This window comes from Streptomyces sp. 3N207, from assembly GCF_052246355.1.
GTDB lineage: Bacteria > Actinomycetota > Actinomycetes > Streptomycetales > Streptomycetaceae > Streptomyces.
Window position 1 is genome coordinate 163,676 of sequence record NZ_JBQQBV010000004.1, and the last position, 24,705, is coordinate 188,380.

The 24,705-nt window shown below is 71.7% G+C and carries 23 protein-coding genes; 12 read left to right on the forward strand and 11 right to left on the reverse strand.

All coding sequences use genetic code 11. The features are described from left to right. Positions 1-38: 38 nt before the first annotated feature. Entirely contained in the window at positions 39-2,783 is a 2,745-nt protein-coding gene (locus ACTWP9_RS08470; RefSeq protein WP_443245380.1) for a SpoIIE family protein phosphatase, read from the reverse strand. A gap of 286 nt (positions 2,784-3,069) precedes the next feature. Here ACTWP9_RS08470 and yhfZ point away from each other — a divergent pair, with 286 nt between their 5' ends. The 10 genes from yhfZ (at position 3,070) to ACTWP9_RS08520 (ending at position 12,861) form a co-directional block, all read left to right on the forward strand. Beyond that, positions 3,070-4,014 (forward strand): GntR family transcriptional regulator YhfZ, encoded by a 945-nt coding sequence (yhfZ, locus tag ACTWP9_RS08475; RefSeq protein ID WP_443245381.1) that lies wholly within the window; start codon positions 3,070-3,072, stop codon positions 4,012-4,014. Between the two features lie 114 nt (positions 4,015-4,128). Then, positions 4,129-4,503 (forward strand): PRD domain-containing protein, encoded by a 375-nt coding sequence (locus tag ACTWP9_RS08480; protein WP_443245382.1) that lies wholly within the window; start codon positions 4,129-4,131, stop codon positions 4,501-4,503. 113 nt (positions 4,504-4,616) lie between these two features. Beyond that, positions 4,617-4,973 (forward strand): DUF2620 domain-containing protein, encoded by a 357-nt coding sequence (locus ACTWP9_RS08485; protein ID WP_443245383.1) that lies wholly within the window; start codon positions 4,617-4,619, stop codon positions 4,971-4,973. A gap of 53 nt (positions 4,974-5,026) precedes the next feature. Then, on the forward strand, positions 5,027-6,388 hold the full coding sequence (locus tag ACTWP9_RS08490; protein WP_443245591.1) for a YhfT family protein: 1,362 nt from the start codon (positions 5,027-5,029) through the stop codon (positions 6,386-6,388). A 69-nt stretch (positions 6,389-6,457) separates the two neighbouring features. Beyond that, positions 6,458-7,474, forward strand: a complete 1,017-nt coding sequence (locus tag ACTWP9_RS08495; protein WP_443245384.1) for a phosphotriesterase family protein — start codon at positions 6,458-6,460, stop codon at positions 7,472-7,474. A gap of 88 nt (positions 7,475-7,562) precedes the next feature. Continuing rightward, positions 7,563-8,828: an aminotransferase class I/II-fold pyridoxal phosphate-dependent enzyme gene (locus ACTWP9_RS08500; RefSeq protein WP_443245592.1), complete on the forward strand. Its 1,266-nt coding sequence runs from the start codon at positions 7,563-7,565 to the stop codon at positions 8,826-8,828. Position 8,829: 1 nt separating this feature from the next. Further along, the gene (locus ACTWP9_RS08505) at positions 8,830-9,993 is read left to right on the forward strand and encodes an alanine racemase (protein WP_443245385.1); all 1,164 of its coding nucleotides are present in this window, start codon (positions 8,830-8,832) and stop codon (positions 9,991-9,993) included. After that, positions 9,990-11,240 carry a phosphopentomutase gene (locus ACTWP9_RS08510; protein ID WP_443245386.1) on the forward strand — a complete coding sequence of 417 codons (1,251 nt, stop codon included), beginning with the start codon at positions 9,990-9,992 and terminating at the stop codon, positions 11,238-11,240. Before ACTWP9_RS08505 ends, ACTWP9_RS08510 begins: the two co-directional genes overlap by 4 nt. 119 nt (positions 11,241-11,359) lie before the next feature. Then, positions 11,360-12,184, forward strand: a complete 825-nt coding sequence (locus ACTWP9_RS08515) for an aldo/keto reductase (RefSeq protein ID WP_443245387.1) — start codon at positions 11,360-11,362, stop codon at positions 12,182-12,184. An 80-nt stretch (positions 12,185-12,264) separates the two neighbouring features. Continuing rightward, positions 12,265-12,861, forward strand: coding sequence for a DUF4291 domain-containing protein (locus tag ACTWP9_RS08520; RefSeq protein WP_443245388.1), 597 nt, complete (start codon positions 12,265-12,267; stop codon positions 12,859-12,861). A 30-nt stretch (positions 12,862-12,891) separates the two neighbouring features. Here the strand turns inward: ACTWP9_RS08520 and ACTWP9_RS08525 are convergent, their stop codons facing one another. From ACTWP9_RS08525 to ACTWP9_RS08535, 3 genes are all read right to left on the reverse strand, one after another. Continuing rightward, positions 12,892-13,521, reverse strand: coding sequence for a hypothetical protein (locus ACTWP9_RS08525; RefSeq protein ID WP_443245389.1), 630 nt, complete (start codon positions 13,519-13,521; stop codon positions 12,892-12,894). Positions 13,522-13,689: 168 nt separating this feature from the next. Beyond that, a complete protein-coding gene (locus ACTWP9_RS08530) occupies positions 13,690-14,757 on the reverse strand; it encodes an MASE1 domain-containing protein (RefSeq protein ID WP_443245390.1) in 1,068 nt (355 codons plus the stop codon). Then, complete coding sequence (locus ACTWP9_RS08535) at positions 14,757-15,629, reverse strand: PP2C family protein-serine/threonine phosphatase (RefSeq protein ID WP_443245391.1); 873 nt, start codon at positions 15,627-15,629, stop codon at positions 14,757-14,759. Before ACTWP9_RS08535 ends, ACTWP9_RS08530 begins: the two co-directional genes overlap by 1 nt. A 193-nt stretch (positions 15,630-15,822) precedes the next feature. Here ACTWP9_RS08535 and ACTWP9_RS08540 point away from each other — a divergent pair, with 193 nt between their 5' ends. Beyond that, the gene (locus ACTWP9_RS08540) at positions 15,823-16,956 is read left to right on the forward strand and encodes a DUF5954 family protein (protein WP_443245392.1); all 1,134 of its coding nucleotides are present in this window, start codon (positions 15,823-15,825) and stop codon (positions 16,954-16,956) included. A gap of 102 nt (positions 16,957-17,058) precedes the next feature. On the opposite strand, the gene ACTWP9_RS08545 is transcribed toward ACTWP9_RS08540, so the two are convergent. The 6 genes from ACTWP9_RS08545 to ACTWP9_RS08570 form a co-directional block, all read right to left on the reverse strand. After that, positions 17,059-18,489, reverse strand: coding sequence for an amino acid permease (locus ACTWP9_RS08545; RefSeq protein WP_443245393.1), 1,431 nt, complete (start codon positions 18,487-18,489; stop codon positions 17,059-17,061). Between the two features lie 201 nt (positions 18,490-18,690). Then, the gene (gene argF / locus ACTWP9_RS08550; RefSeq protein ID WP_443245394.1) at positions 18,691-19,713 is read right to left on the reverse strand and encodes an ornithine carbamoyltransferase; all 1,023 of its coding nucleotides are present in this window, start codon (positions 19,711-19,713) and stop codon (positions 18,691-18,693) included. 60 nt (positions 19,714-19,773) lie between these two features. After that, complete coding sequence (locus ACTWP9_RS08555; protein ID WP_443245395.1) at positions 19,774-21,030, reverse strand: arginine deiminase; 1,257 nt, start codon at positions 21,028-21,030, stop codon at positions 19,774-19,776. Positions 21,031-21,192: 162 nt separating this feature from the next. Next, positions 21,193-22,125: a homocysteine S-methyltransferase gene (gene mmuM / locus ACTWP9_RS08560; protein ID WP_443245396.1), complete on the reverse strand. Its 933-nt coding sequence runs from the start codon at positions 22,123-22,125 to the stop codon at positions 21,193-21,195. Further along, the gene (locus tag ACTWP9_RS08565) at positions 22,122-23,045 is read right to left on the reverse strand and encodes an LLM class F420-dependent oxidoreductase (protein WP_443245397.1); all 924 of its coding nucleotides are present in this window, start codon (positions 23,043-23,045) and stop codon (positions 22,122-22,124) included. The genes mmuM and ACTWP9_RS08565 overlap by 4 nt, the downstream gene beginning before the upstream one ends. Before the next feature lie 56 nt (positions 23,046-23,101). Next, positions 23,102-23,698, reverse strand: coding sequence for a TetR/AcrR family transcriptional regulator (locus ACTWP9_RS08570; protein WP_443245398.1), 597 nt, complete (start codon positions 23,696-23,698; stop codon positions 23,102-23,104). A gap of 84 nt (positions 23,699-23,782) precedes the next feature. Between ACTWP9_RS08570 and ACTWP9_RS08575 the strand changes: the two genes are divergently transcribed. Continuing rightward, positions 23,783-24,187: a nuclear transport factor 2 family protein gene (locus ACTWP9_RS08575; protein WP_443245399.1), complete on the forward strand. Its 405-nt coding sequence runs from the start codon at positions 23,783-23,785 to the stop codon at positions 24,185-24,187. Between the two features lie 40 nt (positions 24,188-24,227). On the opposite strand, the gene ACTWP9_RS08580 is transcribed toward ACTWP9_RS08575, so the two are convergent. Beyond that, on the reverse strand, positions 24,228-24,683 hold the full coding sequence (locus ACTWP9_RS08580; RefSeq protein WP_443245400.1) for a DUF6099 family protein: 456 nt from the start codon (positions 24,681-24,683) through the stop codon (positions 24,228-24,230). Between the last annotated feature and the right edge of the window lie 22 nt (positions 24,684-24,705).

Sequence of the window (24,705 nt, forward strand, 5' to 3'; positions counted from 1 at the left end):
TGGCCCAACTGCCGCGTACGGTGCGGCGGCCCGCGGTGTCACAGCGGCTCGTCCCACTGGTCGAGGAGGCTGCCTACGTGCCCCCCGCCGCCGGTCGCCTCGTGGTACAGGACCTGCTCGGTCCACATCACCTTGCCGTGCGGGGTGTAGCGGGTCCCCCAGCGTTCGGCGAGCTGTGCGACGAGGAACAGACCGCGCCCGCCCTCCTCGGTGGCGGCGGCGCGGCGCAGATGGGGGGAGGTACTGCTGCCGTCGGAGACCTCACAGGTGAGGCACGACTGGTACAGCAGCCGGACCCGGATGGGCTCGCTGCCGTAGCGGATGGCGTTGGTGACCAGCTCGCTGAGGATGAGCTCGGTGGTGAAGGACATCTCCTCCAGCCCCCACTCGGCCATCTTTCGAGTGACCCGGGCGCGCAGCGGGGCCACGGCGCCGGAGTCGACGGGCACGTCCCACTGTGCGATCCGCTCGGGGTCGAGCACCCGGGCGCGGGCCACCAGCAGCGCGACGTCGTCGCTGGGTTCGGCGGGCACCAGTGTGCCGAGTACCGCCCGGCAGGTGTCCTCCGGGGATCGGCCGGGGTGCCCGGTCAGTGCCTCGTGGAGGAGGGCGAGACCGTCGTCGATGTCGCGCTCGCGGTCCTCCACGAGTCCGTCGGTGTACAGGACGAGCCGACTGTCGGGGGGCAGCCGCAGCTCGGCCGTCTCGAACGGTGCGCCGCCCAGACCGAGCGGCAGTCCGACGGGCACGTCCGGGTACTCGACGGTGCCGTCCGGCAGCACCAGAGCGGGTCCCGGATGACCCGCCCGGGCGATGGTGCAGCGGCCGGAGACGGAGTCGTAGATGGCGTACAGGCAGGTCGCTCCGGTGACCATCGCGCCGTTGCCCTCGGCCGTCTGGTCCTGGTCGATCCTGTCGACCAGTTCGTCCAGGTGCGCCAGCAGCTCCTCGGGGGCCAGATCGAGGGAGGAGAAGTTGAGCACTGCCGTGCGCAGCCGGCCCATCGTCGCCGCCGCGTGCAGCCCGTGGCCCACCACGTCGCCCACCACCAGCGCCACCCGCGCGCCGGGCAGCGGGATGACGTCGAACCAGTCACCGCCCACCCCGGCCCTGGTGGGTCGGTAGCGGGACGCCACCTCCAGGGCGTCCTGCTCGGGCAGCCCGCGGGGCAGCAGGCTGCGCTGCAGGGTGACCGCCATGGCGTTTTCACGGGTGTAGCGGCGGGCGTTGTCGATACTGACCGCGGCGCGTGCCGTCAGCTCCTCGGCGAAGGCCAGGTCCTCCTCGCCGTAGGGCTCGCTCTGATCGGTGCGCCAGAATTCCACGGCGCCCAGCACCACACCGCGGGCCCGCAGCGGGGTGCTGATCAGTGAGCGGATGCCGTACTCCAGGGTCCGTCGGCCGCGTTCGGGGTTCTGCGCCAGCCAGCCGTGCGCCTCGCGCAGGTCGGCTTCCAGGACGGCCTGTCCGCTGTCCTCCACGGCCTTGCCGGGCACCGTCTCGACGGTCCGGATGACCTCGCCCACCGGGAGAAGGGGCGGGTCGTCGCGGACGCCGCTCATCGCCGTACGGCGCATATCGGTGCGCGCGGCCGACGGCTCCTCACCGCGCAGCACCGGGTCCAGCAGTTCCACGGTGGCGAATTCGGCGAACCGGGGCACGGCCACCTCGGTCAGCTCCTCGGCGGTACGGACCACATCCAGCGTGGTGCCGACCCGTACCCCGGCCTCGTACAGCAGCCGCAACCGCTCCCGTGCCCCCTCCGCGCGGCCTTCCAGGGCGTGCAGTTCGGTGGTGTCCCGGAGGGTGGCCACCCGGCCCGGTGCCCCTTCCCCGCTGCGGGCGGAGCGGACGTTGACGGCCAGCAGTCTGCCCTTGGCCAGATGCACCTCGTCCGAGGCGGTGCGTCCCGACGCCAGCAGCCCCACCATGCCCGCGCTCAGGCCCACCTGGTCGACACGGCGCCCCTCCACGTCCTCGGGCAGCTCCAGCAGCCGCCGGGCCTCGCTGTTGACGAGCATCAGACGTCCACCGTCGTCGAGGATGAGCACGCCCTCCCGGACGGCGTGCAGCACCGCGTCGTGGTGCTCGTACATGCGGGTCATCTCTTCCGGACCCAGGCCGTGGGTCTGGCGCCGCAGTCTTCTGCTCACCAGCGCGGAGCTGCCCGAGGCGAGGGCGAGTGCGCCGACGGCCGACATGAGCAGTACGGGCAGTTGTTTCTTCACCCCCTCGTTCACCTGCGACACCGTGACCCCCGTGGACACCAGCCCGGCGAGGGTGCCGTCCGGCCGGGTGACGGGGACGGCGGAGTTCACGGTCATGCCCGGTGCCGCCTGGAGGGTCTCGATGGTGGAGCGACCCTCGCGGGCCTCCCGGACCGCCTTCTTGTACGGCCCGATGACGCGCTTGCCGATCAGGCGGGGGTCCGGTGCCGTGACCCTGATTCCGTTCGGCTTCCAGACGACCACATAGGAGACATCGGCCGTCTTCCGCAGCGCCTCCGCACGTGGCTGGAGCTTTGCGGTCGGGTCCCGGACGTCCAGGCTTCGCACCACATCCGGTGACTGTGCGAAGGTCGTGGCCACGGCGACGGCTTGGTTGCTGGCCTGGCGGGTGCTGGCCCACCGGGCGTGCAGCACGAAGGCCACCACCACGGCGATCATGAGCAGCACGATGACCGCCACCTGGAGGACGAAGACCTCGCCCGCGACGGTGCGGGGACCGAACCGGAACCGGAAGCGGCGCGCGGGTTGCGGTGGCTGTCCGGCATCGGGGGACATGCCGGGGGACGGGGTGCTCTCTGCTCCTGGGCCCAGGCGTTGTGCTTTTGAGTCCTGGCGTTGGGCTCCTGAGTCCTGGCGTTCTGCGCCTGAGCCCTGGCGGGAGCGCGGGGAGGTGGGAGGCACTCGGCGGTGCCGTTCACGCCGAGCCGATCGGCGCCCGAAGAGTCCGCGCATGCCCCTTTTCTAGCAGTTCCGGGCATGGCGAGCCTCCGTCGACTCGAGCCTTCGCCCGCCAGGAGAAAGGGTCTTGTCAAGAATCCAGGATTCTGGTTACTGTTCCTTCGTGAACGGTTACGACGAGCGGTTCCTGACCCGCAACGGCCTGGCGGCCCGCCAGCTCGCGCTCCTCCTGCTGGAGTACGAACCGGAGACGCGGCTGCCCCGGGTGCGGGACTTCGCCGAGGAGCTGGGCTGCGGCAACGGCACCGTGCAGGCCGCACTGCGGCTGCTGGAGGAGGCCGGGGCGATCGAGACCGCGGCGCGCGGCCATCTGGGCACCTTCCTCGTCCGCTCGGACCGCTCGGTCCTGTGGCGGCTCTCCGGTCTCGGCACGCTGCTCGCCGCGATGCCACTGCCCTACTCCCGCCGCTACGAGGGCCTGGCCACCGGTCTGCGCGCCGCGTTCGACGACGCGGGGACGCCGTTCGCCATCACCTTCATGCGCGGCGCGGGAAGCCGGGCCACAGCGCTGCTCGAGGGCAAGGCCGACCTTGTCGTGCTCTCCCGCTTCGCCGCCGACCGCCTGATCGAGGAGTATCCGGAGGACCTGTCGCTGGTGGTCGACCTCGGCCCTACCACCTATGTCGGAGCCCACGGGGTGCTGCTGCGCGAGGGGGGCTCGCTTGACGCACCGGGGCTGCGCGTCGCGGTCGACCATGCCTCGGAGGACCAGCGGATGCTCGCAGAGCGGGCGTTCGCAGAGCGGGACGACGTCGAGTGGATCGAGTGCTCGTACATGCAGCTGCCCGATCTGCTGGCGCAGAACAAGGCGGACGCCACCGTCTGGAATCTCGACGAGGTGCAGGGCCGGATCGACGCGGGTATCGACGTGCTGCCGCTCGGCGACGAGATAACGCGTGATCTGTCCCTGCGGAACTCCAGCGCGGCGGTCATCGGCAGAGCCGAGAGCGTGGCCGCACTGCACGCCATACGGGACGCCATCGACCCCGGCCGGGTGACGGAGCTTCAGTCAGCGGTCGTACGAGGAGACCGGATGCCCTCGTACTGACCACCGACGGGCCCGCCGTCCCCAGGGAGCCCGCGCACGGCCCGAGCCGGCCGGGTCCGGGCCGCCGTGAGAATCCAGAATCCCGACTTCTGTCGCCCGTCGAGGAGAACGCCAGTGGACGACCAACTCGCACTCCGCATCCAGCTCTTCCGCGAGGGCGGCCAAATCCAGCCCGAGGTGGTCGACTTCGTGGCGGCCGAGCTGTCGGCGCTCGCCGACGAGGGCGCTCCGGTGACGGAGGAGACGGCAGGCATGCTGACGAGCCATCTGGTCATGGCCCTCACCCGGCTGCTCAAGGGCGAGTCCATCGAGAAGTTCGAGACCGACGAGCAGGTTGCCGCAGAGCTGGCCGACCATCCGGCCGCCGTCGAGCGCGCCCGCCGTACCGCCGCCCGCGCCGAGACGCAGTTGGGCGCCACGCTGCCCGACTCCGAGATCAACTTCCTGGCCCTGCATCTGGCCGTCCTGGCCCAGCGAGTGTCCGGCTGATCCGTCCTGACATCCCGACGCTATTCACCGCCGCCCCCACCACGTCCCGTCCCCGACACGTCGGGCCAGGCACAACCACCGGGCCCCGCAGCACAGATGAGAGGCACCCAGCCATGACGAAGATCCTCACCGGCGGAGTCGGCAAGACCGAGGTCGCGAGCGCCGTCCAAGCGCTCGGTCTGGACGGGGTCGAAGTTGCTGTCTCCAGCGACATGGACGCCGCGATGAAGCTCCGCTCCGGCCAGGCCGACTACTTCTTCGGCACCTGCCATACCGGTGCGGGGGCCTCCCTTGGCGTGCTCGTCGGCCTGATGGGGCAGCCCGCCTGCCACACCTTCGGCCGCTCGGTGCCCACACAGGACCAGGTCGCCGCGCTGCTGGCCGACGGCAAGAAGGTCTTCGGCTTCTCCATGGACCAGATCGAGACCATCGCCCCCCTGCTCGGCCGCGCCGTCGCCGCGCGTGCCTGACCGGGTTCCGGCGCAGACATCCCGGGCGTGAAGGAGCAACCCCCGTGAGTACCGTGAGCACCGCCGGCAGTCAGCTGGCAGCAAACGCCGGACTGGACTTCTCGCTGCCGCAGCAGCTGACCGTGATCCTCCTGTGCGCGCTGACCGCGTTCATCTCGCACATGGCGCTGGCCGTCTTCAACGACGGAGTGCGCCCGTTCATGCTGGACTTCATCCACGGGCGGACCACCCGCTCGGCCACCGCGGCGGTCTCCTTCGGGCTCTCCGCCGGTTTCATCTTCGGACTCGGCGCACCGATGGCGCTCTCCTCCGGCGTCCTCAACCCGTGGCTGCTCTTCCTGCCCACCGACATCCTGGGCCTGCTGGCACCGAAGAAGTGGCTCGCACCGCTGCTGGGCGCCGGCTGGGGCGCGGTGGTCGTCTTCGGCCTCAACGGCGCCAACGAGGTGGCGCACGACCTGCCCGTCGACTTCCTGACGGCCATGCAGCAGATGTCGACGCCGATCCTCTTCCTGTTCACGCTCTTCCCGGTGCTGGCCATCACCAAGCAGTTCGGGCGCGCCTGGGGCGGGGTGGCGGGCGTCGTCGAACTCGCCCTCGTCGTCATGACGATGAAGCTGTGGCCCGACATGTTCGCGGGCGCCCTCGCCATGGCCGTCGGCGTGCTGCTGCTGATCGGGCTCGCCGTCCGCCGCGACCTGGTCCAGCGCAAGGCGGACCGCGAGGCCGAGGCCGCCTCGGGAGCCGCCGCCTCGGAAGGCCCGCCCGAGGACGACCCGATGGCCTCCCTCTTCAGCACCAGCGCCGCCCGGCTGCGCCGCCATCTGCCGCTGTTCATGGTGCTTGGCGCGGGGATCTGCATGCTCGCGCAGATGCACATATTCGGCGGCGGCGAGGCCACCAGCTTCCTGATAGCCAAGGGCAATATCTCCGAGGCGGCGCAGGTCGACTTCTACCGCTTCTTCGGCTTCATCCCACTGATCGCGACAACGGCGCTCGCCTCGGGTGCCTACGGCATCGTCGGTTTCACGATCGTCTACCCGATCGGCTATCTGCTGCCGAACCCGGTGCTCGCGGCGATAGTTGGGGCGGTCGTCTTCGCCCTCGAAGTCCTGGCCCTGTCCTCCATCGGCAAGCTCCTCGGCAAGCTGCCCAGCGTCCGCGACTCCTCCGAGCACTTGCGCAAGGCCATCACCGAGACCCTCCTCCTGGCCATCCTGTTCGGCTCGCTGATGGCGGCCAATGCGATGGGCGCCGGGCTCGGCATCCTCATCGTCGGCGGGCTCTATCTGCTCAACGAGGTGATGGGCCGCCCCGTCGTCCGGATGGCGGCGGCACCCGCGGCGGTGCTTGTCGGCGGCGTCCTGCTCAACGTCCTCTACTGGCTCGACCTGTTCACCCCCGTCAAGGGCTGACCTCCAGCTCTTGAGCCACCCCCGTCAGGGCTGAGGCCGCGCTGCCACCTGCCACCCAGGAAGGCCCCCATGAGTTGGAGCACCCCCCACGGCACCGCCCCCCACGGCACCACTCCCTACGGTCCCGAGCCACTGCTGCACACCGTCGCAGGGCCCCTGCCCGCGGCGGCCGTGCGCGGTCCGGCCCTCGCTCATGAGCATCTGGTCCTGGACCTGGACCTCAAGGGCGACGGTGCCGCCGTCCTGGACGCGCGGCGGCACGGGCCTGCCGTCAGCCGCGAACTGACCGAGCTTCGCGAGGAGTTCGGCCTCTCCCTCGTCATCGAGCTGACCTGCCGGGGCATGGGCCGCGATCCGGGCACGCTCGCCAGGATCGCCGAGGAAAGCGGAGTGGCCGTCGTCGCCGCGACCGGGTGGTACTACGAGCCCTTCCACCCGGTGGCGGACCTGGCGGGGGCCTCGGTCGAACAGCTCGCCGCCGACCTGGAGAGGGAGATCCGCGACGGCATCGCCGGCCCCGACGGCACGCCGACCGGGATCCGCCCGGGCGTACTCGGCGAGCTGGGCAGCCACGGCGAGGTGCCCAGCGGGCCGGAGACCCGAGTGCTGCGGGCCGCGGCGCGCGCAGCCGTGGCCACCGGGCTGTCCGTGGCCACTCACGCCCAACTCGGCCACGGCGGACTCGCCCAGTTCGAGCTGCTGACCGGCGCGGGTCTGGCCCCGCACCGGATCTGTGTCGGGCACCAGGACCTCCTCACCGCACCGGCCGTGCACCGGCGGCTCGCCGAGGCGGGCGCGTACGTGGCATTCGACACCGTCGGCAAGGAGAGCTACCAGAGCGACGACGTGCGGCTGCGGCTGCTCCTCGCGCTGCTGGAGGCCGGGCATGCCGACCGGGCGCTGCTCAGTTGCGACATCTCCCGGCACGGCTATCTGCGGACCGAGGGCGGCCAGGGCTACGGCCACCTGTTCCGCTCCTTCCTCCCCGCCGCCCGCGCCGCGGGCGTGGACGAGGACCTGATCGACCTGATGACCCGGCGCAACCCGCTGCGCTTCCTGACCGGCGCCGGCCCGGAGGAGATCTGAGATGGCCAAGACGGCAGCCACCCCGCCGACGCCCTCCCGACCGGGCGGCTCTGGACCCAACAGCCCCAGCCCGGCCGGCGCCCGGCCGGTGCCTCCGCCGCTGCCCCGTACGTTCCCGTTGGCCACCGTCCCCGTGGAGGAGGCGGTCACCCGGCAGTTCCGGCTGCTGGAGGCCACCGCCGCGCACTTCGCCGGGGAGGAGCTGTTCGCCGCCGACGCCGGCGTGGTGCCGGGACTCGGGCGGCCTCGGACCACCGCACGGGTCGAGGCGGTGCTGGCCGAGTACTTCGGCGCCGAGGACGCGGCGCTCGTGCAAGGCGCGGGCACCGGCGCGATCCGTGCCGCGCTGAGCGCCGCCGTCGGGCCGGGCGAGCCGCTGCTCATCCACCGGGCACCCGTCTACCGCTCCACCGCCGTCACCCTGCGCGGGCTGGGCGTCGAGACGGCAGAGGCCGACTTCAACGACCTCGACGCGCTGCGGACCGCGCTCGCCTCCGGCCGCTTCCGCTGGGCGTACGTGCAGCACACCCGGCAGCGGCTCGCTGATTCCTACGACCCCGCCGAGGTACTGGCCGTCTGTCGGCGGGCCGGGGTCCGCACGCTCACCGACGACAACTACGCCGTCTTCCGGGTGCCAGCCTCCGGGGTCGAACTGGGCGCGGACGCCTCCTGCTTCTCGCTGTTCAAGCTGCACGGTCCGGAAGGCGTCGGCGCCGTCGTCGGCGCTGCCGACCTGATCGCCCGGGTGCGCGCCGACAACTACTCGGGCGGCGGCCAGGTCCAGGGCCACCAGGCGCTCGAAGCGCTGCGTGCCCTCACCCATGTGCCGGTGATGTGGGCCGTCCAGTCCCGCGTCGGCACCGAGGTCGCCGAGCGCCTCGCCGCCGGGGAGGTGCCCGGAGTCGCCGATGTACGCCTCGCCAACGCGCAGGACAGATGCGTGCTCGTCCAGCTGGAGAGACCTGTCGCCGAGCAACTCCCCGAGGTGGCAGCGCGGTTCGGTGCGGCGCCGTTTCCGGTGGGCTCCAACTCCCGGTACGAGATCGCGCCGCTCTTCTACCGCATGTCCAGCTCGGCCCTGGACGATGCGCCGGAGCTCGCCGACTGGGTCATCCGCGTCAACCCGATGCGGGCGGGCGCCGATCTCGTCCTCGACATCCTGCGCCGCTCCCTGGCCGCGCTGAGCGACGAACCGACCGCCGCCGAACAGTCGGACGCCGACCAACCAACTGCTGGAGACCTCGCCGCGGAGCACCCCGCCGCGCAGCAACCGGCTACCGAAGCACCACCGTACGAAGCACTACCGCACGATGCGCCCCCGCACGAAGCACAGAAACACCGCACAAAGGACTGAAGTGTTCCTCGACAGCCTCCTCGCCCGCAATCCGGGGCTCGCCGACACCGCGGCCGACCTCCATCGGCGCGGCGAGATCCCACCCGACACCTACGTCATGGACCTGGACGCCGTCGCGGAGAACGCCGCCCTCCTCGCACGCGAGGCCGAACGCCTCGGCCTGTCCCTGTGGTTCGTCGTCAAGCAGCTGGGCCGCAACCCGGAGCTGATCCGCGCCGTCTCCCGCGCCATTCCCTCCTTCGCGGCCATCGATCCAGCCGAGGCCCGCACGCTGTACGCGGCAGGAGCCCGTGCCGGAAACCTCGGCCACCTCGTGCAGATCCCGCACCGTGCGCTGCCGGAGATGCTCGGCTGGCGGCCGGAGGCCGTCACGGTCTTCGACCTCGCCAACGCGCGCGCCGTCTCCACGGCGGCCGAGCGCCTCGGACTCGTCCAGGAGGTACTGGTCAGGCTGGAAGGCGCGGACGGATCGGTCTACCCCGGACAGGAAGGCGGCGTCCCGCTGTATGCGCTCGACGCCTTCGCCGCCGAGGCCGAGCGGCTGCCGGGGATCAGGATCGCGGGCGTCACCGCGTTCCCCTGCGTCCTGTGCGATCCGAAGACCGGTGCCCCGGTCCCCACCCCCTCCTTCGACCTCGCCCTCAAGGCCCGCGAACTGCTCGCCGCACGCGGGCACCAGCACCTCAAGCTCAGCGCCCCCAGTGCCACCTCCATGGCCAGCCTGCCGCTGCTGGCCCGGCTCGGTGCCACCCATGGCGAGCCCGGCCACGCCCTGACCGGCACCACTCCGCTGCACGCACTCGACGCCGACCAGCCCGAGCGGCCCGCGTACGTCTATGTGACGGAGGTGGCGCACACGCTGGCCGACGGGCGTCCCGCGGTGTTCGGCGGCGGGTTCTACCCGCGCGCCCGCATCACCTCCGCGCTGCTGCCCCGTACCGGCCGACGCCTGTCCGTGCAGGGTGTGCCCGCGGAGAACATCGACTACTACCGGCTGCTGGCCGCGCCCCGGGACGGCGGGCAGGTGCAGGCCGGTGACACAGCGCTGCTGGCGTTCCGTACGCAGATCTTCGTGACCCGCTCCACGGTCGCGGTGGTGGCCGGCCTCTCGTCCGGAAAGCCACGGCTGACGGGGCTGTACGACGCACATGGGAGGGCGCTGTGACAGGGGACGCGTACGGCCGGGGGCGCGCCGTCATCGTCGTCGTCGACGGGTTCGGCATCGGCGCCATGCCGGACGCCGGGGCGCTGCGCCCAGGCGACGCTGCCGCCGACACCTGCGGCCATGTGCTCGACCACGCCCGCGAGGCACTCGGACGGCCGCTGCGGCTGCCGGTGTTCGGGGCGCTGGGCCTCGGCCTGGTCCACCCGCATCCCGACCTCGCCCGCGGTACCCGGCTGCCGGTCGCGGCGGGCCGGGCCGCGCTCGGCTACCCCGGTGCCGACACATTCGCCGGCCACCAGACGATGATGGGCGCGGACTTCAGCCGGGTGACGGTCGCCCGCCTCGGCGACCACGTGGAAGAAGTCGGCGCGGCACTGCGTGCGGCAGGCCACCGGGTGGAGCTCCTGGACGGCAGACCGCTGCTGCTGGTCGACGGGGGTGTGCTGGTGCACGACAACCTCGAGGCGGACCCCGGCATCAACTGGAACGCCTCGGCCCGGCTGGACGACGTCGGCTTCGACGGCATTCTCACCGTCGCCCGTACGGTGCGTGCGGTGGCGCCCGTCGCCCGGGTCATCGCGGTCGGCGGCCACGCGGACGGCCCGCTGCGCCGGTTCGTCCGCGACGGGGACGGCGGAACGGTGGGCCTGGACACCCCGGCGAGCGGCTTCTACCGCAACGGCGGCCTCCAGGTGCAGCACCTGGGCGTGGAGCTGGACCACACCCGCCAGCTTCCCGAACTGGCGGCCCGGGCCGGAATCCCGGTGACGCTCGTCGGCAAGGCCGCGGACATCCTGGCGTGCGAGACGGCCGTCCGCCGCCCCGCGGTGCCCACCGCCGACGTCCTCGCCCACACCGCGGAGGCGGTCCGCGCGCCCGGCGAGTCACTGGTCGTCGCCAATGTCCAGGAGAGCGACCTGGCAGGCCACCAGCGGGATGCGGAGCGGTATGCACGCATCCTGGAGCAGGTCGACGCGGGCCTGGCCGCGCTGGTCGCGCTGCTGGACCGGCCCGGCGACCGCCTCGTCGTCACCGGCGACCACGGCAACGACCCGACGATCGGACACGCCTATCACACCCGCGAGTACGTGCCGTTGCTCATCCACCGTCCCGATGCGTCCGGCGTGGAGCTGCTGCCGGACACCGACAGCCTGGCCGACGTGGGGGCCACAGCGGCCGCGGCGCTGGGGCTCGATCCCGCGGGCCTCGCCAACGGGAGGCGGATAGCGGAGCGCGCGGCAGCCTGAGCGATCATGGGTGCGGAGTCCGTGCAGGACCGCGGCCCCAGGAACAGCAGTACCGCCGCTCAAGCAGTACCGCCGCCCCAGAAGCAGCACCGCCGCCCAAGGAAAGGACCGCGAACGTCGTGCGCACAGTGAACCTTCCCTCCGGTACGCCCGTCCCGGCGCTCGGCCAGGGCACCTGGCACATGGGCGACGCTTCCTCCCGGCGCACCCAAGAGCTGGAAGCGCTGCGCGCCGGTATCGACCTGGGCATGACGCTCATCGACACGGCCGAAATGTACGGCAGCGGCGCCGCCGAGGAGTTGGTCGGCGAAGCCGTCAAGGGGCGCCGGGACGAGGTCTTCCTGGTCAGCAAGGTGTTGCCGTCCAACGCCGACCGGCGCGGCACCGTCGAAGCCTGCCGGGCGAGCCTCCGCCGCCTGGGTACCGACCGCATCGATCTGTATCTGCTGCACTGGCGCGGCGGCGTCCCGCTGGCGGAGACCGTCGAGGCACTGGAAGTGCTGGTCCGCGAGGGAGACATCCGCTTCTGGGGCGTCAGCAACCTCGACACCGACGACCTCGCCGACCTGCCCGAGGGAGCGGTGCCCGCCACCGACCAGGTGCTCTACAACCTCACCCGGCGCGGCCCCGAGTTCGATCTGCTGCCCCGCTGCCGCGAGCTGTCGGTGCCCGTGATGGCCTACTCGCCCGTGGAGCAGGGGCGGCTGCTGGACCACCCTGCGCTGCGTACCGTCGCCGACGCGCACGGGGCCACCCCCGCGCAGGTGGCGCTGGCCTGGGTGCTGCGGCACGGCGACGTGATCGCGATCCCCAAGGCTGCGTCGCGCGCCCACGTGGAGGAGAACCGGGCGGCGGCCGACCTGCAGCTCACCGCGGAGGACCTGGCCGCGCTGGACGAGGCGTTCCCGCCCCCGGCCCGCAAGCGCCCGCTGGAGATCCTCTGAGGCGCCGTACGACGACGCCTGGGGCGCCCGGCGCGGTAAATCGCTGGCAAGAAGCGGCCCGCTGCGGCGACCCTGGGCGCGTGTCAGAACCACCCAAGTACCAGATACGCGCCGCGCATACGGCGTCCACCGTCACCGTCTACCAGGCGTACGCGCCCCGGCTCGGTCTGCCCGCGGCCCGTGACGGGCGGTTCCCGGCGGCGTGGAAGCGGGACCGGATGACCTGGATCAAGCCGTCCTTCCTGTGGATGATGTACCGCTGCGGCTGGGGCACCAAGCAGGACCAGGAGACCGTCCTCGCCGTCGAGATCACCCGCGAGGGCTTCGAGTGGGCACTGCGTCATGCCTGCCTGTCGCACTACGTCGCCGACCGGCACGCCGACCACGCTGCGTGGAAGCGGCAGTTGCGGCAGTCGCCGGCCCGGGTCCAGTGGGATCCCGAGCGCGATCTGCACCTGCGTCCGCTGCCGCACCGCTCCCTCCAGCTCGGTCTGGCGGGTGAGGCAGCACGTCGGTACGCCGACGAGTGGACGGTCTCCCTCACCGATGTCACTCCGCTCGCCCACCAGGTGCACGCCGCCGTACGGGACGGCGACCTGGACGCGGCCCGCGCCCTGCTGCCCGCCGAACCGCCCTACCCGGCAGGCCCCGACCTCATCGGCCATCTGGCGGCCTGAGCCCGCCCCGCCGCCGGGCCCCGAGCCGGGTCAGTCGATGAAGTAGTTCCAGAAGACGCCGACTTCGGTTTCCGAGGCCGCAAGGACGCCCACGTCCATGAGGTAGCCGTTCCGCTGCGCGTCGGGGTGCCCGAAGCAGGAGACGGCGAAGCTCCGGCGGCACCGCTCGCCGTCCCCGACGGGCCCCTGGCTGCCGGGAAACTCCTCGCCGAGCAGTTCCTCGTTGGTGGCGAACTCCGCCGACGGGCCGAACCGGGCGAGGACGGTACGGGCCGCCGTATGCAGCTCGTCGAGCAGTCCCGGGCGGCCGTCCCCGGACGGAATCCGCGCGAGGTTGCCGTACTCGGCGCACTGGTACGTCAACAGCGCGGCGGCCTCGTGCGGCGTGACCAGCTCCAGGTGGTGGTTGAGATGGTGCTCGTCCACTTGGTCGAGCGGGTAGTACGGGGTGTGACGGGTGCGCTCGGCGCTTCCCGTGTGCAGGTCGATGTTCCGCCAGCCGCGCGGGTCGCGGGTCCTGAGCTGCAGCACCGCCGCAGCGTCCCGCAACCAGTCCGGGTGCTCCCGGGGCCCCACAGCGGCCAGCCACAACCGGAGGGTGCCCAGGGAACTTTCCCAGGCGACGGCATCCGGGGGCGGACCGAAAGAGGGCGAGGCCATAGGGGGACTCTAAGCCGTGTCCGACGTGTCTTGCGTACCCGGCAGAGTGGGCAGCAGCACTGAGACGCGCCCCGTCAGGGGCGGGGGAACCGCGCGATCAACCACAGTTCACCCGCAGACCGCAAGCGACACGCAGGGGCACCTCCTCACCGGAACATCAGAGAGGGCCTAACCCTGGCGCTGCCCCGTACGCCCTCCCGCCGGGAAGGAGCGGGGGCCGCGGCCCTGGGGAGCGAGGACCTCGACCATCTCGGCGAGGTCGTCGCAGGCGGCGGCGATCCTGCGGTGGGTGTTGCGCTTCTCGGCGGTGACGGCGGCCAGCAGCAGCGTGGTCAGTGCCGCGGAGCCGTTGAGGGCCTGGAGGGTGACCATGTCCGTGATCAGATCCTGCCGGGCGAAGATCCCGGTCCGGTCGGTGGCGGCGGCGGTCGCGGCGATGGCGAGGATGGTCGTACTCACCGCGCAGCCTGCCAGTTGGAACCGCAGCGCCGCCCACACCAGCAGCGGGAAGACCAGGAACAGCAGGTCGACCGGGGCCCGGGTCACCACGATCGCCAGTACGGTGATCGCCGCGGCCAGGCCCACCGCCTCCGCCGCCTGTCCCCAGCTGCGCGGCCGGCCCAGCGTGGGCAGCGACAGCAGCAGCGGCGTGACGACCAGTACCCCCACTGCGTCGCCGGCCCACCACGCCGACCAGACCGGCCAGAACTCGGACAGCGTGAGATGGTTGCCCGCGACCAGCATCAGACAGCCCACGGTCGCGCTGACCAGCATGCCGAGGAACGCGCCGAGGAAGACCAGGCTCACCCCGTCCCGGAGCCGGTCGACCTGTTCGCGGAACCGTACGCGGCGCAGCAGAAGGCAGGCGATGAGGGGCGCGAGGGTGCTGCCCGCGACGGATCCCATCGCCGTCCAGCTCAGTGGCCCCATGTAGAGGAGCACCAGCAGCGCACCGAGCGCCACCCCCGGCCACACCCGCAGCCCGAAGTAGAGCAGGCCGGCGAGGGCGATACCGGTCGGCGGCCAGAACGGGGTGACGACCGCACCCTCGACCGCCACCTTCCACAGCAGGCCGAGCCGCCCGCCCGCGTAGTAGCACAGGGCGAGGACGACGAGGCGCAGAACGTACGCAGCGAACAGGCTCCCCCTGGCGCCCGCGGGCAGTGGCCCGGCCGGGGGAGGGGAGGGTTGCGGTGTCCGGTCCGCCGTCGCATCGCTGGGTGCCACATCGTTCATCAGACAACGCCGGGCGCCGCGTCGGCCGTCTGACACGCCTCCGGCCCGTCATAGCTGAGCACCAGGACGGCCGCGTCGTCGGTGTGGCCGGTCTGTTCCGCCACCTCCATGACGCGGTCCGCGAGTACCTCGGGGTCCTCGCGGACGCCGTCCCGGAGCACCTGCGCCACCTGGGCCAGGCCCTCCTCCAGCGGGAACCTGGGCCCCTCCACCACCCCGTCGGTCAGCAGCGCCAGGGCGCCGGGCAGGGTCAAGCGGTACTCGGTGACGGTGTAGGTCTGGCCCTCCATGACGGCCAGCGGCAGACCGATCTCGTCCGGGGGGTGGTCGATGACACCGCCCACCCCGTCGGCCCGCGCCCACACGGCGCCGGTGTGCCCGGCACGCGCGGTGTGCACGCTCCAGTTGCGCGGGTCGAAGCGCAGGAAGACGCAGGTGGCGAAGAGCGGGTTGTCGGTGGCCGCAAGCAGTTCGTTGGCCGTGTGCAGGACTTCGCCCGGGTCCGTGGTGCCCATGGCGGCCACGGCGCGCAGCGCGATCCGTACCTGGCCCATATAGGCGGCGGCCTCCACGTCGTGCCCCTGCACATCGCCCACGGAGAAACCGAGCGTCCCGTCGGAGAGCCGGAAGCCGTCGTACCAGTCGCCCCCGATGTCCAGGCCGTTGCGTGCCGGTGCGTAGCGGGCCGCGACGCGCAGCCCCGGCGCGGTCGGCAGCCGGGAGGGCAGCATGCCGCGCTGCAGGGCCTCGGCCAGTTCGACCCGGGCGCGCTGGACCTCGACCTCTTCCCGGACCCTGGCGGTGAGCCGCCCGAGCTGCGAGAGCAGATCGTCGGCGCTCGCCGGCCGCGCATGACGGTGCCGACCACCCATGTCACGAGCGTAGCCGCGCGCCGGTGCCACCGCCCGACGAGCGCGTACGCCCAGGGCCTGTCCTGGCCCGTGATGCAGTGGGGTCGCTCCGATGGTCGGCTCTCGCATGACCGTACGCCAGTACGAATCGGGCTGACGAGGGACTATGCCCAACTCGCCCCGTACGTACGGTAGTCGTGCGCATACTTGCCGCATGCACGGAGAGCGTGACGCGATGGATCAGGTACCGGCCTACCGGACGATCAGGGTGGCACCGCTGGCGGAACCGGTGGCCGCCATGGCGGACGAGGAAGCGTGGCGGGCACGGGAGCGCTACCCCGTGCTGATGGGTTTCCGGCCCGTCTTCGGCCTGGCAAGGGAACGGACGGAGAGCGAGGGCTGCGGCTGGCAGCTGCTGCCGTACTTCGGCTCGCCCACCCCGCAGAGCGCCCGGGACGGACTGGGTTCGCATCTGCGGCGCCGCGCCCATGAGGCGAAGGAAGCGGGCGACGAGGAGACCCGCGCCGCCTGCCAGGCGGCTGCCGAGCGCATCGACTGGGAGCCCCTGGACGAGCTGACCGTGCTGGGCGAGCGCTATCGCGTCGTACGCGCCGAGAACGTCATCCGCTCCGGACCCGAGGGCCCCGAGCCGCCCCGCCCCTCCGACGCCGACCCGGCGGAACCGGGTGAGGCGAACCGGCTGCCCGACCGCACCCAGGGCTTCGTCCTGGACGCCGCGGTACCCACCGGCCCCTCCGAGGGCATCCTCAAGGCCGAGCTGCTCGCGCTCGCCCACCGCGAGGGCGACGACCCACAGGTCCGTGAGGACGCCCGGCGGGCGGCCGTCAGCCATCCTGGCGGAGTGCTGCTGCCGCCCGCGTTCCTCTTCGCCGAGGAAGAGGGCGGCGCCTGGCGCTCGGAGACCGGCGACAGCGACACCCCGCAGGAGGCCCGCGACGCCCTCACCATGCTGCTGCGCGTTCTGGCGCCCGCCATGCACGGGCTGGACGAGGCCACCCGCACCGTCTACAAGGAGGCCGCCGACCGGCTCGACGCGGAGCGCGGCGTCGAGCTCCGCTTCGCGGGCCGCCATCTGCGGCTCGTCCGCGTCGAACGGTTCGTCCGGATCGGCCCCGACGGTCCGGAGGGCCCCCGCCCCAGCGACTACGACCCGGACGAACCGGTCATGGTGCAGGAGGAGCGGATGCGCGCCGAGGGCTGGGATCCGGACGCGGAGGAGGAGCAGGAGGACGACGACCCCGAGCTGACGGCTCGCCTGGGACTGCTGGACCAGCTCACGAAGGAGGAACTGGCCCGCCGCCGGCACGGCAGCGCCGGCCGCGGATAGGGCTTTCCCGGCATGAGGGCTGCGCCCCGTAAGGGGCGCGGGGACCTGCGCGACAAGCCAAGACATACCCGCAGTCCGCCGAAGCCGGGCAGCGGCACCCCCTCACCGGGCCATGGAAGCGGCACTCTCCAAAGAGGCGGCCAGCCGTGATCGGCGCCGTCCGTACGCCGCGTACACCAACGCCCCGACCGCCACAAAGCCCGCGAACTGGATCCAGGCCAACCGCGGCAGACCCGCCATCAGATACAGGCTGAAGCCCACCCCCAGCAGCGGCGCCACCGGGTACAACGGCACCCGGAACCTGCGCTGGAGCCCGGGGTGGGAGCGGCGCAGAGCAATAACGCAGACGTTCACCACGGCCATGATCGCCAGCGTGCCGATCACCGTCATGTCCAGCACCACGTCCAGCGGCACCACGGCAGCCGGGACGGCGAAGACGGCCGCGACGATCCAGGTGTTGGCGACCGGCGTCGAGGTCTTCGGCGAGACCCGCTCGAACACCCGTGGCACCAGCCCGTCCCGCGACATCGCCAGCAGGATCCGTGTCTGCCCGTACATCACGGCCAGCACCACCGAGGCGATGGCCACCACGGCGCCCAGCGCTATCACGGTCGAGCCGAAGGCCGAGCCGGTGGCGTGGTCGACGATCAGCGAGAGCGCGGCGGGCTTGCCGCCGACCTGCTCCCACGGCATCGCGCCGATCGCCGCAACCGACACCAGGCAGTAGAGCAGCGCCACACAGCCGATGGTCACCATGATGGCCAGCGGGATGTTCCTGCGCGGGTTCTTGACCTCCTCACCGGCGGTGGAGATCGCGTCGAAGCCGATGAAGGAGAAGAAGGCCAGCGAGGCCCCGGCCCCGATGCCGCCGATGCCCTCGGGCGCGAAGGGCGTCAGGTTCCCCGCGTCGTAGGCCGTGAAGGCGATGGCGCAGAAGAGCACCAGGATGCCGACCTTGATCACTGCCATCACGGCCGTGGCCCGCGCACTCTCCCGCACGCCGCGCACCAGCAGCACGGCGGCGAGCAGTATCACGACCACGGCGGGCACGTTGACGACGCCGCCGTGCCCGGGCGCTTCGGCGAGTGCGGCCGGGATGCGCCAGCCGACGGTGTTGTCCAGCAGCTCGTTGAGGTACTGCCCCCACCCGATGGCGACCGCGGAGACGGAGACCCCGTACTCCAGCAGCAGGCACCAGCCCACCAGGAACGCCGCGCGCTCCCCGAGCGAGGCGTAGGTGTAGGAGTAGGAGCTGCCCGAGACCGGGATGGCGCCGCCCAGCTCAGCGACGGAGAAGGCGGTGAAAACGCAGGTCACAGCGGCCAGGAGGAACGAGACCAGGACGGCGGGCCCGGCCTCGGCCACGGTGTCGGACAGGCCGACGAAGATGCCGGTGCCGACGATCGCGCCGATGCCGAAGCACACGAGCTGGAACGGGCCGAGGGTGCGCTTGAGGCCGTGTCCCTCCAGATCGGCGCCGGATTCGGCGACCAGCAGATCGGGGGACTTCAGGCGCAGGCCGGTGCGAGGCATGGGACTTCCAGGGCGGTGCTGGGTGTGCACGGGGTGGTGTGCACACGCGGACGTGCACAAGGGAAGGGCCCGGGCGGTGGCCCGGACCCTTCGAGGTTGGATTTCATCGTAACGGCCGGTTATGCATGATCCCGCAGGTCGCTGTATGACTATGCACACAATGACTAGGTACACACGGAGCGGCCGTACGGCCCCGGTGCCTCAGCCCAGGGAGGTCCCCAGCGTTGCCACCAGGACGGCCTTGATGGTGTGCAGCCGGTTCTCGGCCTGGTCGAAGACGACCGAGTGCTCCGACTCGAACACCTCGTCGGTGACCTCCAGCGAGGTCAGCCCGTGCTGCTCGTGGATTTCCCGGCCGACCGCCGTGCCCAGGTCGTGGAAGGCGGGCAGGCAGTGCAGGAAACGCACCTGCGGGTTCCCGGTTGCCCGCAGCACGTCCATGGTCACCGCGTACGGCCGCAGCAGCGCGATCCGCTCGGCCCACACCTCCTTGGGCTCACCCATCGAGACCCAGACGTCGGTGGCGAGGAAGTCCGCGCCGCGCACGCCCTCCGCCACGTCCTCGGTCAGCGTGATCCGCGCGCCGGTGCGCCCGGCCAGCTCTCGCGCCCGGGCGGTCACCGACTCCTCGGGCCACAGCGAGCGCGGCGCCACGATGCGTACGTCCATGCCCAGCAGCGCGCCCGTGACCAGGTAGGAGTTGCCCATGTTGTTGCGCGCGTCGCCCAGATACGCGTACGAGAGCTCGCCCGGCGCCCGGCCCGGGGCGCCCGGAGCGTGCTCGGTCATGGTGAGAACGTCGGCGAGCATCTGGGTGGGGTGCCACTCGTCGGTCAGCCCGTTGTAGACCGGCACTCCGGCGTACGCAGCCAACTCCTCGACGATCTCCTGTCCGCTGCCGCGGTACTGGATCCCGTCGAACATCCGGCCAAGCACCCGTGCGGTGTCCTTCACCGATTCCTTCGCGCCCACGTGTGAGCCGGAGGGGTCGAGGTAGGTGGTGTGCGCGCCCTGGTCGGCGGCGGCGACCTCGAACGCGCAGCGCGTGCGGGTGGAGGACTTCTCGAAGAGCAGCGCGATGTTGCGCCCCCGCAGCCGCGGGCGCTCGGTGCCCGACTGCTTCTCGGCCTTCAGCTCTGCCGCGAGGGCGACCAGACCGCCGAACTCCTCCGGCGTGAAGTCCAGCTCCTTGAGGAAGTGGCGGCCTGTGAGGTCTGCTGCCATGTGGGCTCCTAGCTCGCGCGCTGACGGGTGCGCCGCAATTATATACAGCCGCTGGAATTCCTATGCGACGGGATCGCGCTCCACCGGGCAGCTCATACAGCGCGGCCCGCCGCGCCCCCGCCCCAGCTCTCCGCCCGGGATCTCCACCACCTCGATGCCCTGCCGCCGCAGATGGGTGTTGGTCGTCACGTTCCTGTCGTACGCGAGGACGACGCCGGGCTCGACGGCCAGCACATTGCAGCCGTCGTCCCACTGCTCCCGCTCCGCGGAGCGCACATCCTGCTTCGGCGTCAGCACCCGGATCCGGTCCAGCCCGAGCGCGGCGGCGATGGCGCGGTGCATGTGCTCGGGCGGGTGGTCGGAGACCTTCAGCTCCGCGTCGCCCGCGCCAGGCTCGATCGTGTACGAGCGGAGCATGCCCAGCCCCTCGTACTGCGTGAAGGTCTCCCCGTCGACCATCGTCAGGACCGTGTCCAGGTGCATGAAGGCACGGCGCTTGGGCATGTCCAGCGCCACGATCGAGCGGGCCGACCCCTGCGCGAACAGGCCGTGGGCCAGCGTCTCCACGGCCTGCGGTGTGGTCCGTTCGCTCATTCCGACCAGCACCGCACCGTTGCCCAGGACCAGTACGTCGCCGCCCTCGATCGTGGCCGGAGAGGCCGACTGTCCCCCCGCCCAGGTGTGGAAGCCGCCGCCTGCCCCGCCCGCCGCGTCCTCTTCGGGTCCGGCGAACAGCGGATGGTGCCGGTAGACGGCTTCGAAGTGGACGGTCTCGCGCTGCCGTGCGGGCCACCGCATCGCGGTGATGCACACCCCGTCGTAGACCCAGGCGGAGGTGTCACGGGTGAAGATGTGATTCGGCAGCGGGGCGAGCAGGAAGTCGTCCCGGTCCATCACATGGAAGCGTACGGAGGCCGGCTCGGCACAGCGGTCCAGATACTCCCGCTTGGTCATGCCCCCGATCAGCGCCTCGGCCAGCTCAGCGGTCGGCAGCCGGTCGAAGGAGTCCCGCAGATGGCCGGTGGCCAGCAGGCCGTACTCCTTCTCGTCGAAGACCCGGTCCAGGACGAGGGCGCGGGCCGCGGGCACCTCCAGCACTTCCGTCAGCAGTTGGCCGAACAGATGTACCTCGACGCCGAGTTCGCGCAGGGTGCCGGCGAACGCGTCGTGCTCCTCGAGGGCCCGGCGCACCCACAGCACATCGTCGAACAGGAGGTCGTCCTTGTTGGTGGGGGTGAGCCTCTTCAGTTCGAGCCCCGGCCGGTGCACGATGACGCGGCGCAGCCGCCCGGACTCGGAGTCGACATGGAATCCCATGCGCGTATCCTCGCGGAGCGCCGGTCGCTTCGCGAGGATGCCCGCGTTTTCCGGGGAGGGGGTGCCCGTGTCTGCTGTTCGCAGGCTGCGGGTGCGTCGTGGCCGGTCGCGCGGTTCCCCGCGCCCCTTCGGGGCACGGCAGCTTCTGCGTTGGTGCCGTACTCAGCCGCCCTGCCGCAGCACGCTGCCCACCGTCGCGATGTCGCCGGGCCCCACCCGGCAGCAGCCGCCGACCAGCCGTGCGCCGCGGGCCACCCACTCCGCGGCGAGCGGCGCCGCGAAGGACGGTGACCCGGACCAGGCCGCGCGCCCGGCATCCCAGCCCTCGCCGCTGTTCGGATACGCGACGAGCGGCACCCCCGGGCACGCCCGCGCGGCCACCTCCAGCGCCTCCGTCACCTCGTCCACCGCGCAGCAGTTGACGCCGACCGCGAGCACCTGCGGATTCCCCGCGGCGACGGCGAAGGCGTCCGCCAGCGGCTGCCCCGCTCTGGTTTCCCCGCCTGCCACCGTGTAGCTCAGCCACACCGGCACCCCGCAGCCTTCGGCGGCCCGCAGCAGCGCCTCGGCCTCCACCACGTCCGGCACCGTCTCCAGCGCGAGCACATCCGGTTCCGCCGCGACCAGCGCCTCGATCCGCGGCCGGTGGAAGGCGACCAACTCGCCGACATCCAGCCCGTACCGGCCCCGGTACTCGCTGCCGTCGGCGAGCACGGCGCCGTACGGGCCGACCGAAGCCGCGATCCACACGGTCTCGTCCGTCACCCCGCGCGCCGCTGTACGGGCCAGCTCCACGCTGCGGCGGAACAGCGCCGCCGCCTCCGCGTTCGTCAGTCCGCGCCGTGCGAAGCCTTCGAACGACGCCTGATAGCTGGCGGTGATCAGTACCCGGGCGCCGGCGCGTACGTAAGCGGCGTGCGCCGCCTCGATCTCCTCCGGCGCCTCGGCCAGCAGCCGTGCCGACCACAGCTCGTCGGCGAGATCGTTGCCCTGCGCCTCCAGCTGGTTGGAGAGTCCACCGTCCAGCAGTACTGGACTGGTGGCACCTCCGGAGGTGAGCGCCCGGGCGAGCGGGGGTGCGGCGTCAGGGCTCATGACAGCTTGGCCTGCACGTGGTCCGCGATCAGCGCCAAGTGGTCCAGGTCGCTCAGATCGAGGATCTGGAGGTAGATACGGGAGCTGCCCAACTCGCCGTAGCGGCCGATCTTGTCGACGACCTCCTCGGGTGTGCCCGCCAGGCCGTTCTCCTTCAGCTCGGGCACCTGGCGTCCGATGGCGGCGGCGCGGCGGGCCACCTCGGCGTCGTCCTTGCCGACGCAGGCCACCAGCGCGTTCGAGTACACCAGCCCCGAGGCGTCACGGCCGCGCTCCTCGGCGGCGGCCCGCACCCGATCGAACTGCCGCTCACTGTCGGCCAGTGAGCCGAACGGCACGTTGAACTCGTCCGCGTACCGTGCCGCAAGCTGCGGCGTGCGCTTGGCGCCGAAGCCGCCGACGACGACGGGGATGTGCTTCTGGTGCGGCTTGGGCAGCGCGGGGCAGTCCTTGAGCTGGTAGTAGGTGCCCTCGTAGTCGAACTTCTCGCCGACCGGCGTCTCCCACAGCCCTGTGATGATCGCCAGCTGCTCCTCCAGCCGGCCGAACTTCTCCTTGGGGAAGGGAATGCCGTAGGCGGTGTGCTCCGCCTCGTACCAGCCGGAGCCCAGGCCGAAGTCGACCCGGCCGCCGGACATCGCGTCCACCTGCGCGACCTGGATCGCCAGCGTCCCCGGCAGCCGGAAGGTCCCCGCGGTCATCAGCGTGCCCAGCCGGATCCGGCTCGTCTCGCGGGCCAGCCCTGCCAGGGTGACCCAGGCGTCGGTCGGGCCGGGCAGCCCGTCGGAGTCGCCCATGACCAGATAGTGGTCGGAGCGGTAGAAGGCGTCGAAGCCCAGATCCTCGGTGGCCTTCGCGACCTTCAGAAGAGTGTCGTAGTCCGCCCCCTGCTGGGGCTCGGTGAAGATTCGCAGTCGCATGCACCCCATCTTGCCGCGAACGTTCTGCGGCGCACGTGCGGGTTGCGGCCGGCCCCTCAGTCGGCGCCCAGCAGGCGCAGCACGCTCGTGTGGAGGGCCTTTCGTGCTTGCTGTCGGGAGAGATGGCCGGCCTCCGTCTCGCCGCTCGCGGCGTGGGCCAGCGCGATGGTGGCGGTGACCAGCCAGTCGGCGGGAAGCCGGTCGTCGAACTCGCCGCTCGCCCGGCCGCGCCGGACGACGCGGCCCAGCAGCTCGGCGACGGGAAGGTGGCGTTCCGCGTCCTCCTGGCTGCCGGCAGGCAGTGCGCCGAGCAGCCGGAGGAGGGCCGGGTACTCCCGGGAGACCTCTTCACCGGCGTCGAGCAGCCGTAGCAGCGCCTCCGCCGCCGGGCCGGAGTCCGGGTCCGCGGCGGCCATGGCGGCGACGGTCCGCTCGGTGAGCCGGTCGAGGACGGCGGTCAGCAGGTGCTCGCGGGAGGGGAAGTGGGCGTAGACGGTCTGCCGGGTCACACCTGCCGCGGTGGCGACGGCTTCGACGCTGGCATCGGGGCGCTCGTTCAGCAGCTGGATCGCGGCGTCGAGGATCGACGCCCTGCTGCGGCGGGCGTCGGCGCGGCGGTTGCGGGCATGGTTCCGGGTCGGCGGGGGAGTCATCGCTTACACCTTGTCAAAGTTTACGGCGGCTCATATCTTACAACTCTTACAGCGTGTCCAAGTTCAAGAATGAGCCGAGGTGCCATGAGACCGTTCGACAGCACCGATCCGCAGCGCTTCATCGCCGACTTCATCACGGGGTTCCACGACGAACTGGTGAACAGCGACGAGGACGCCGGGGCCATCGTCGACCGCTACCACACCCCGGACATCGTCCAGATCGCCGACGGCCACCGGATAGACCGCCAGAAGCTCGTCGCACACACCCGCCCCACCCGCAAGCGCCGCCCCGAGCTCCGGGTGACGGTCCAAGAGGCGCTCGCGGCCGACGACCGGCTCGCCGCCCGGTACACGATGCACGTACGGGACCCGAAGCGGGAACTGGTCATCGAAGTCTGCTTCTTCGGCCGGTTCGCCCCCGACGGGCGGATGCGGCAGGCCCGGATGCTGACCCGTACCGTCCCGTCGGGAACGGAGGCCGCCGCATAAGCCCTCAGGTCACCCGGCGCTCAGTATCCCCGTTCCGCGTCTATGCCAGGCTGCCGCGCTCGCGCATGGAAAGCGTGCGCAGTATCGAGGCGATCCTGTCGCCGGACTCGTCCGCGGCGTCGATGGCCTCCATGCACTGCCAGTACAGCGTCTCGTCCTCCGCCGTGACAGCCACTCCCACCAGTGCGACCCCCGCCTCGCCCAGGAGGGCGCCCAGGTCGTCCAGTGTGCGCCGGGGGTCCTCGATCTCCGAGAGTTGCGCGGCGCGCACGGCACCCGCACGCAGCGCGGAGTTCCTGGTCGTGTTGGCTCTGCCGCCCACCTCGCTCAGTCCCAGCGCCTCCGACCGCACGGCCGGAGGGCCGCTGACTGCCAGATGGCTGCCCACCGCCGCGGCGAGCGCCTGCGCCTGCCATGTCTCGGCGAGGATGTCGGAAACGTCCGCGCTGAGCGCGAGGGCCTGGCGTGTGGCGGCGATGAGCCGTACAGCATCCATCTGCCTACCCCTCACTGGTCGT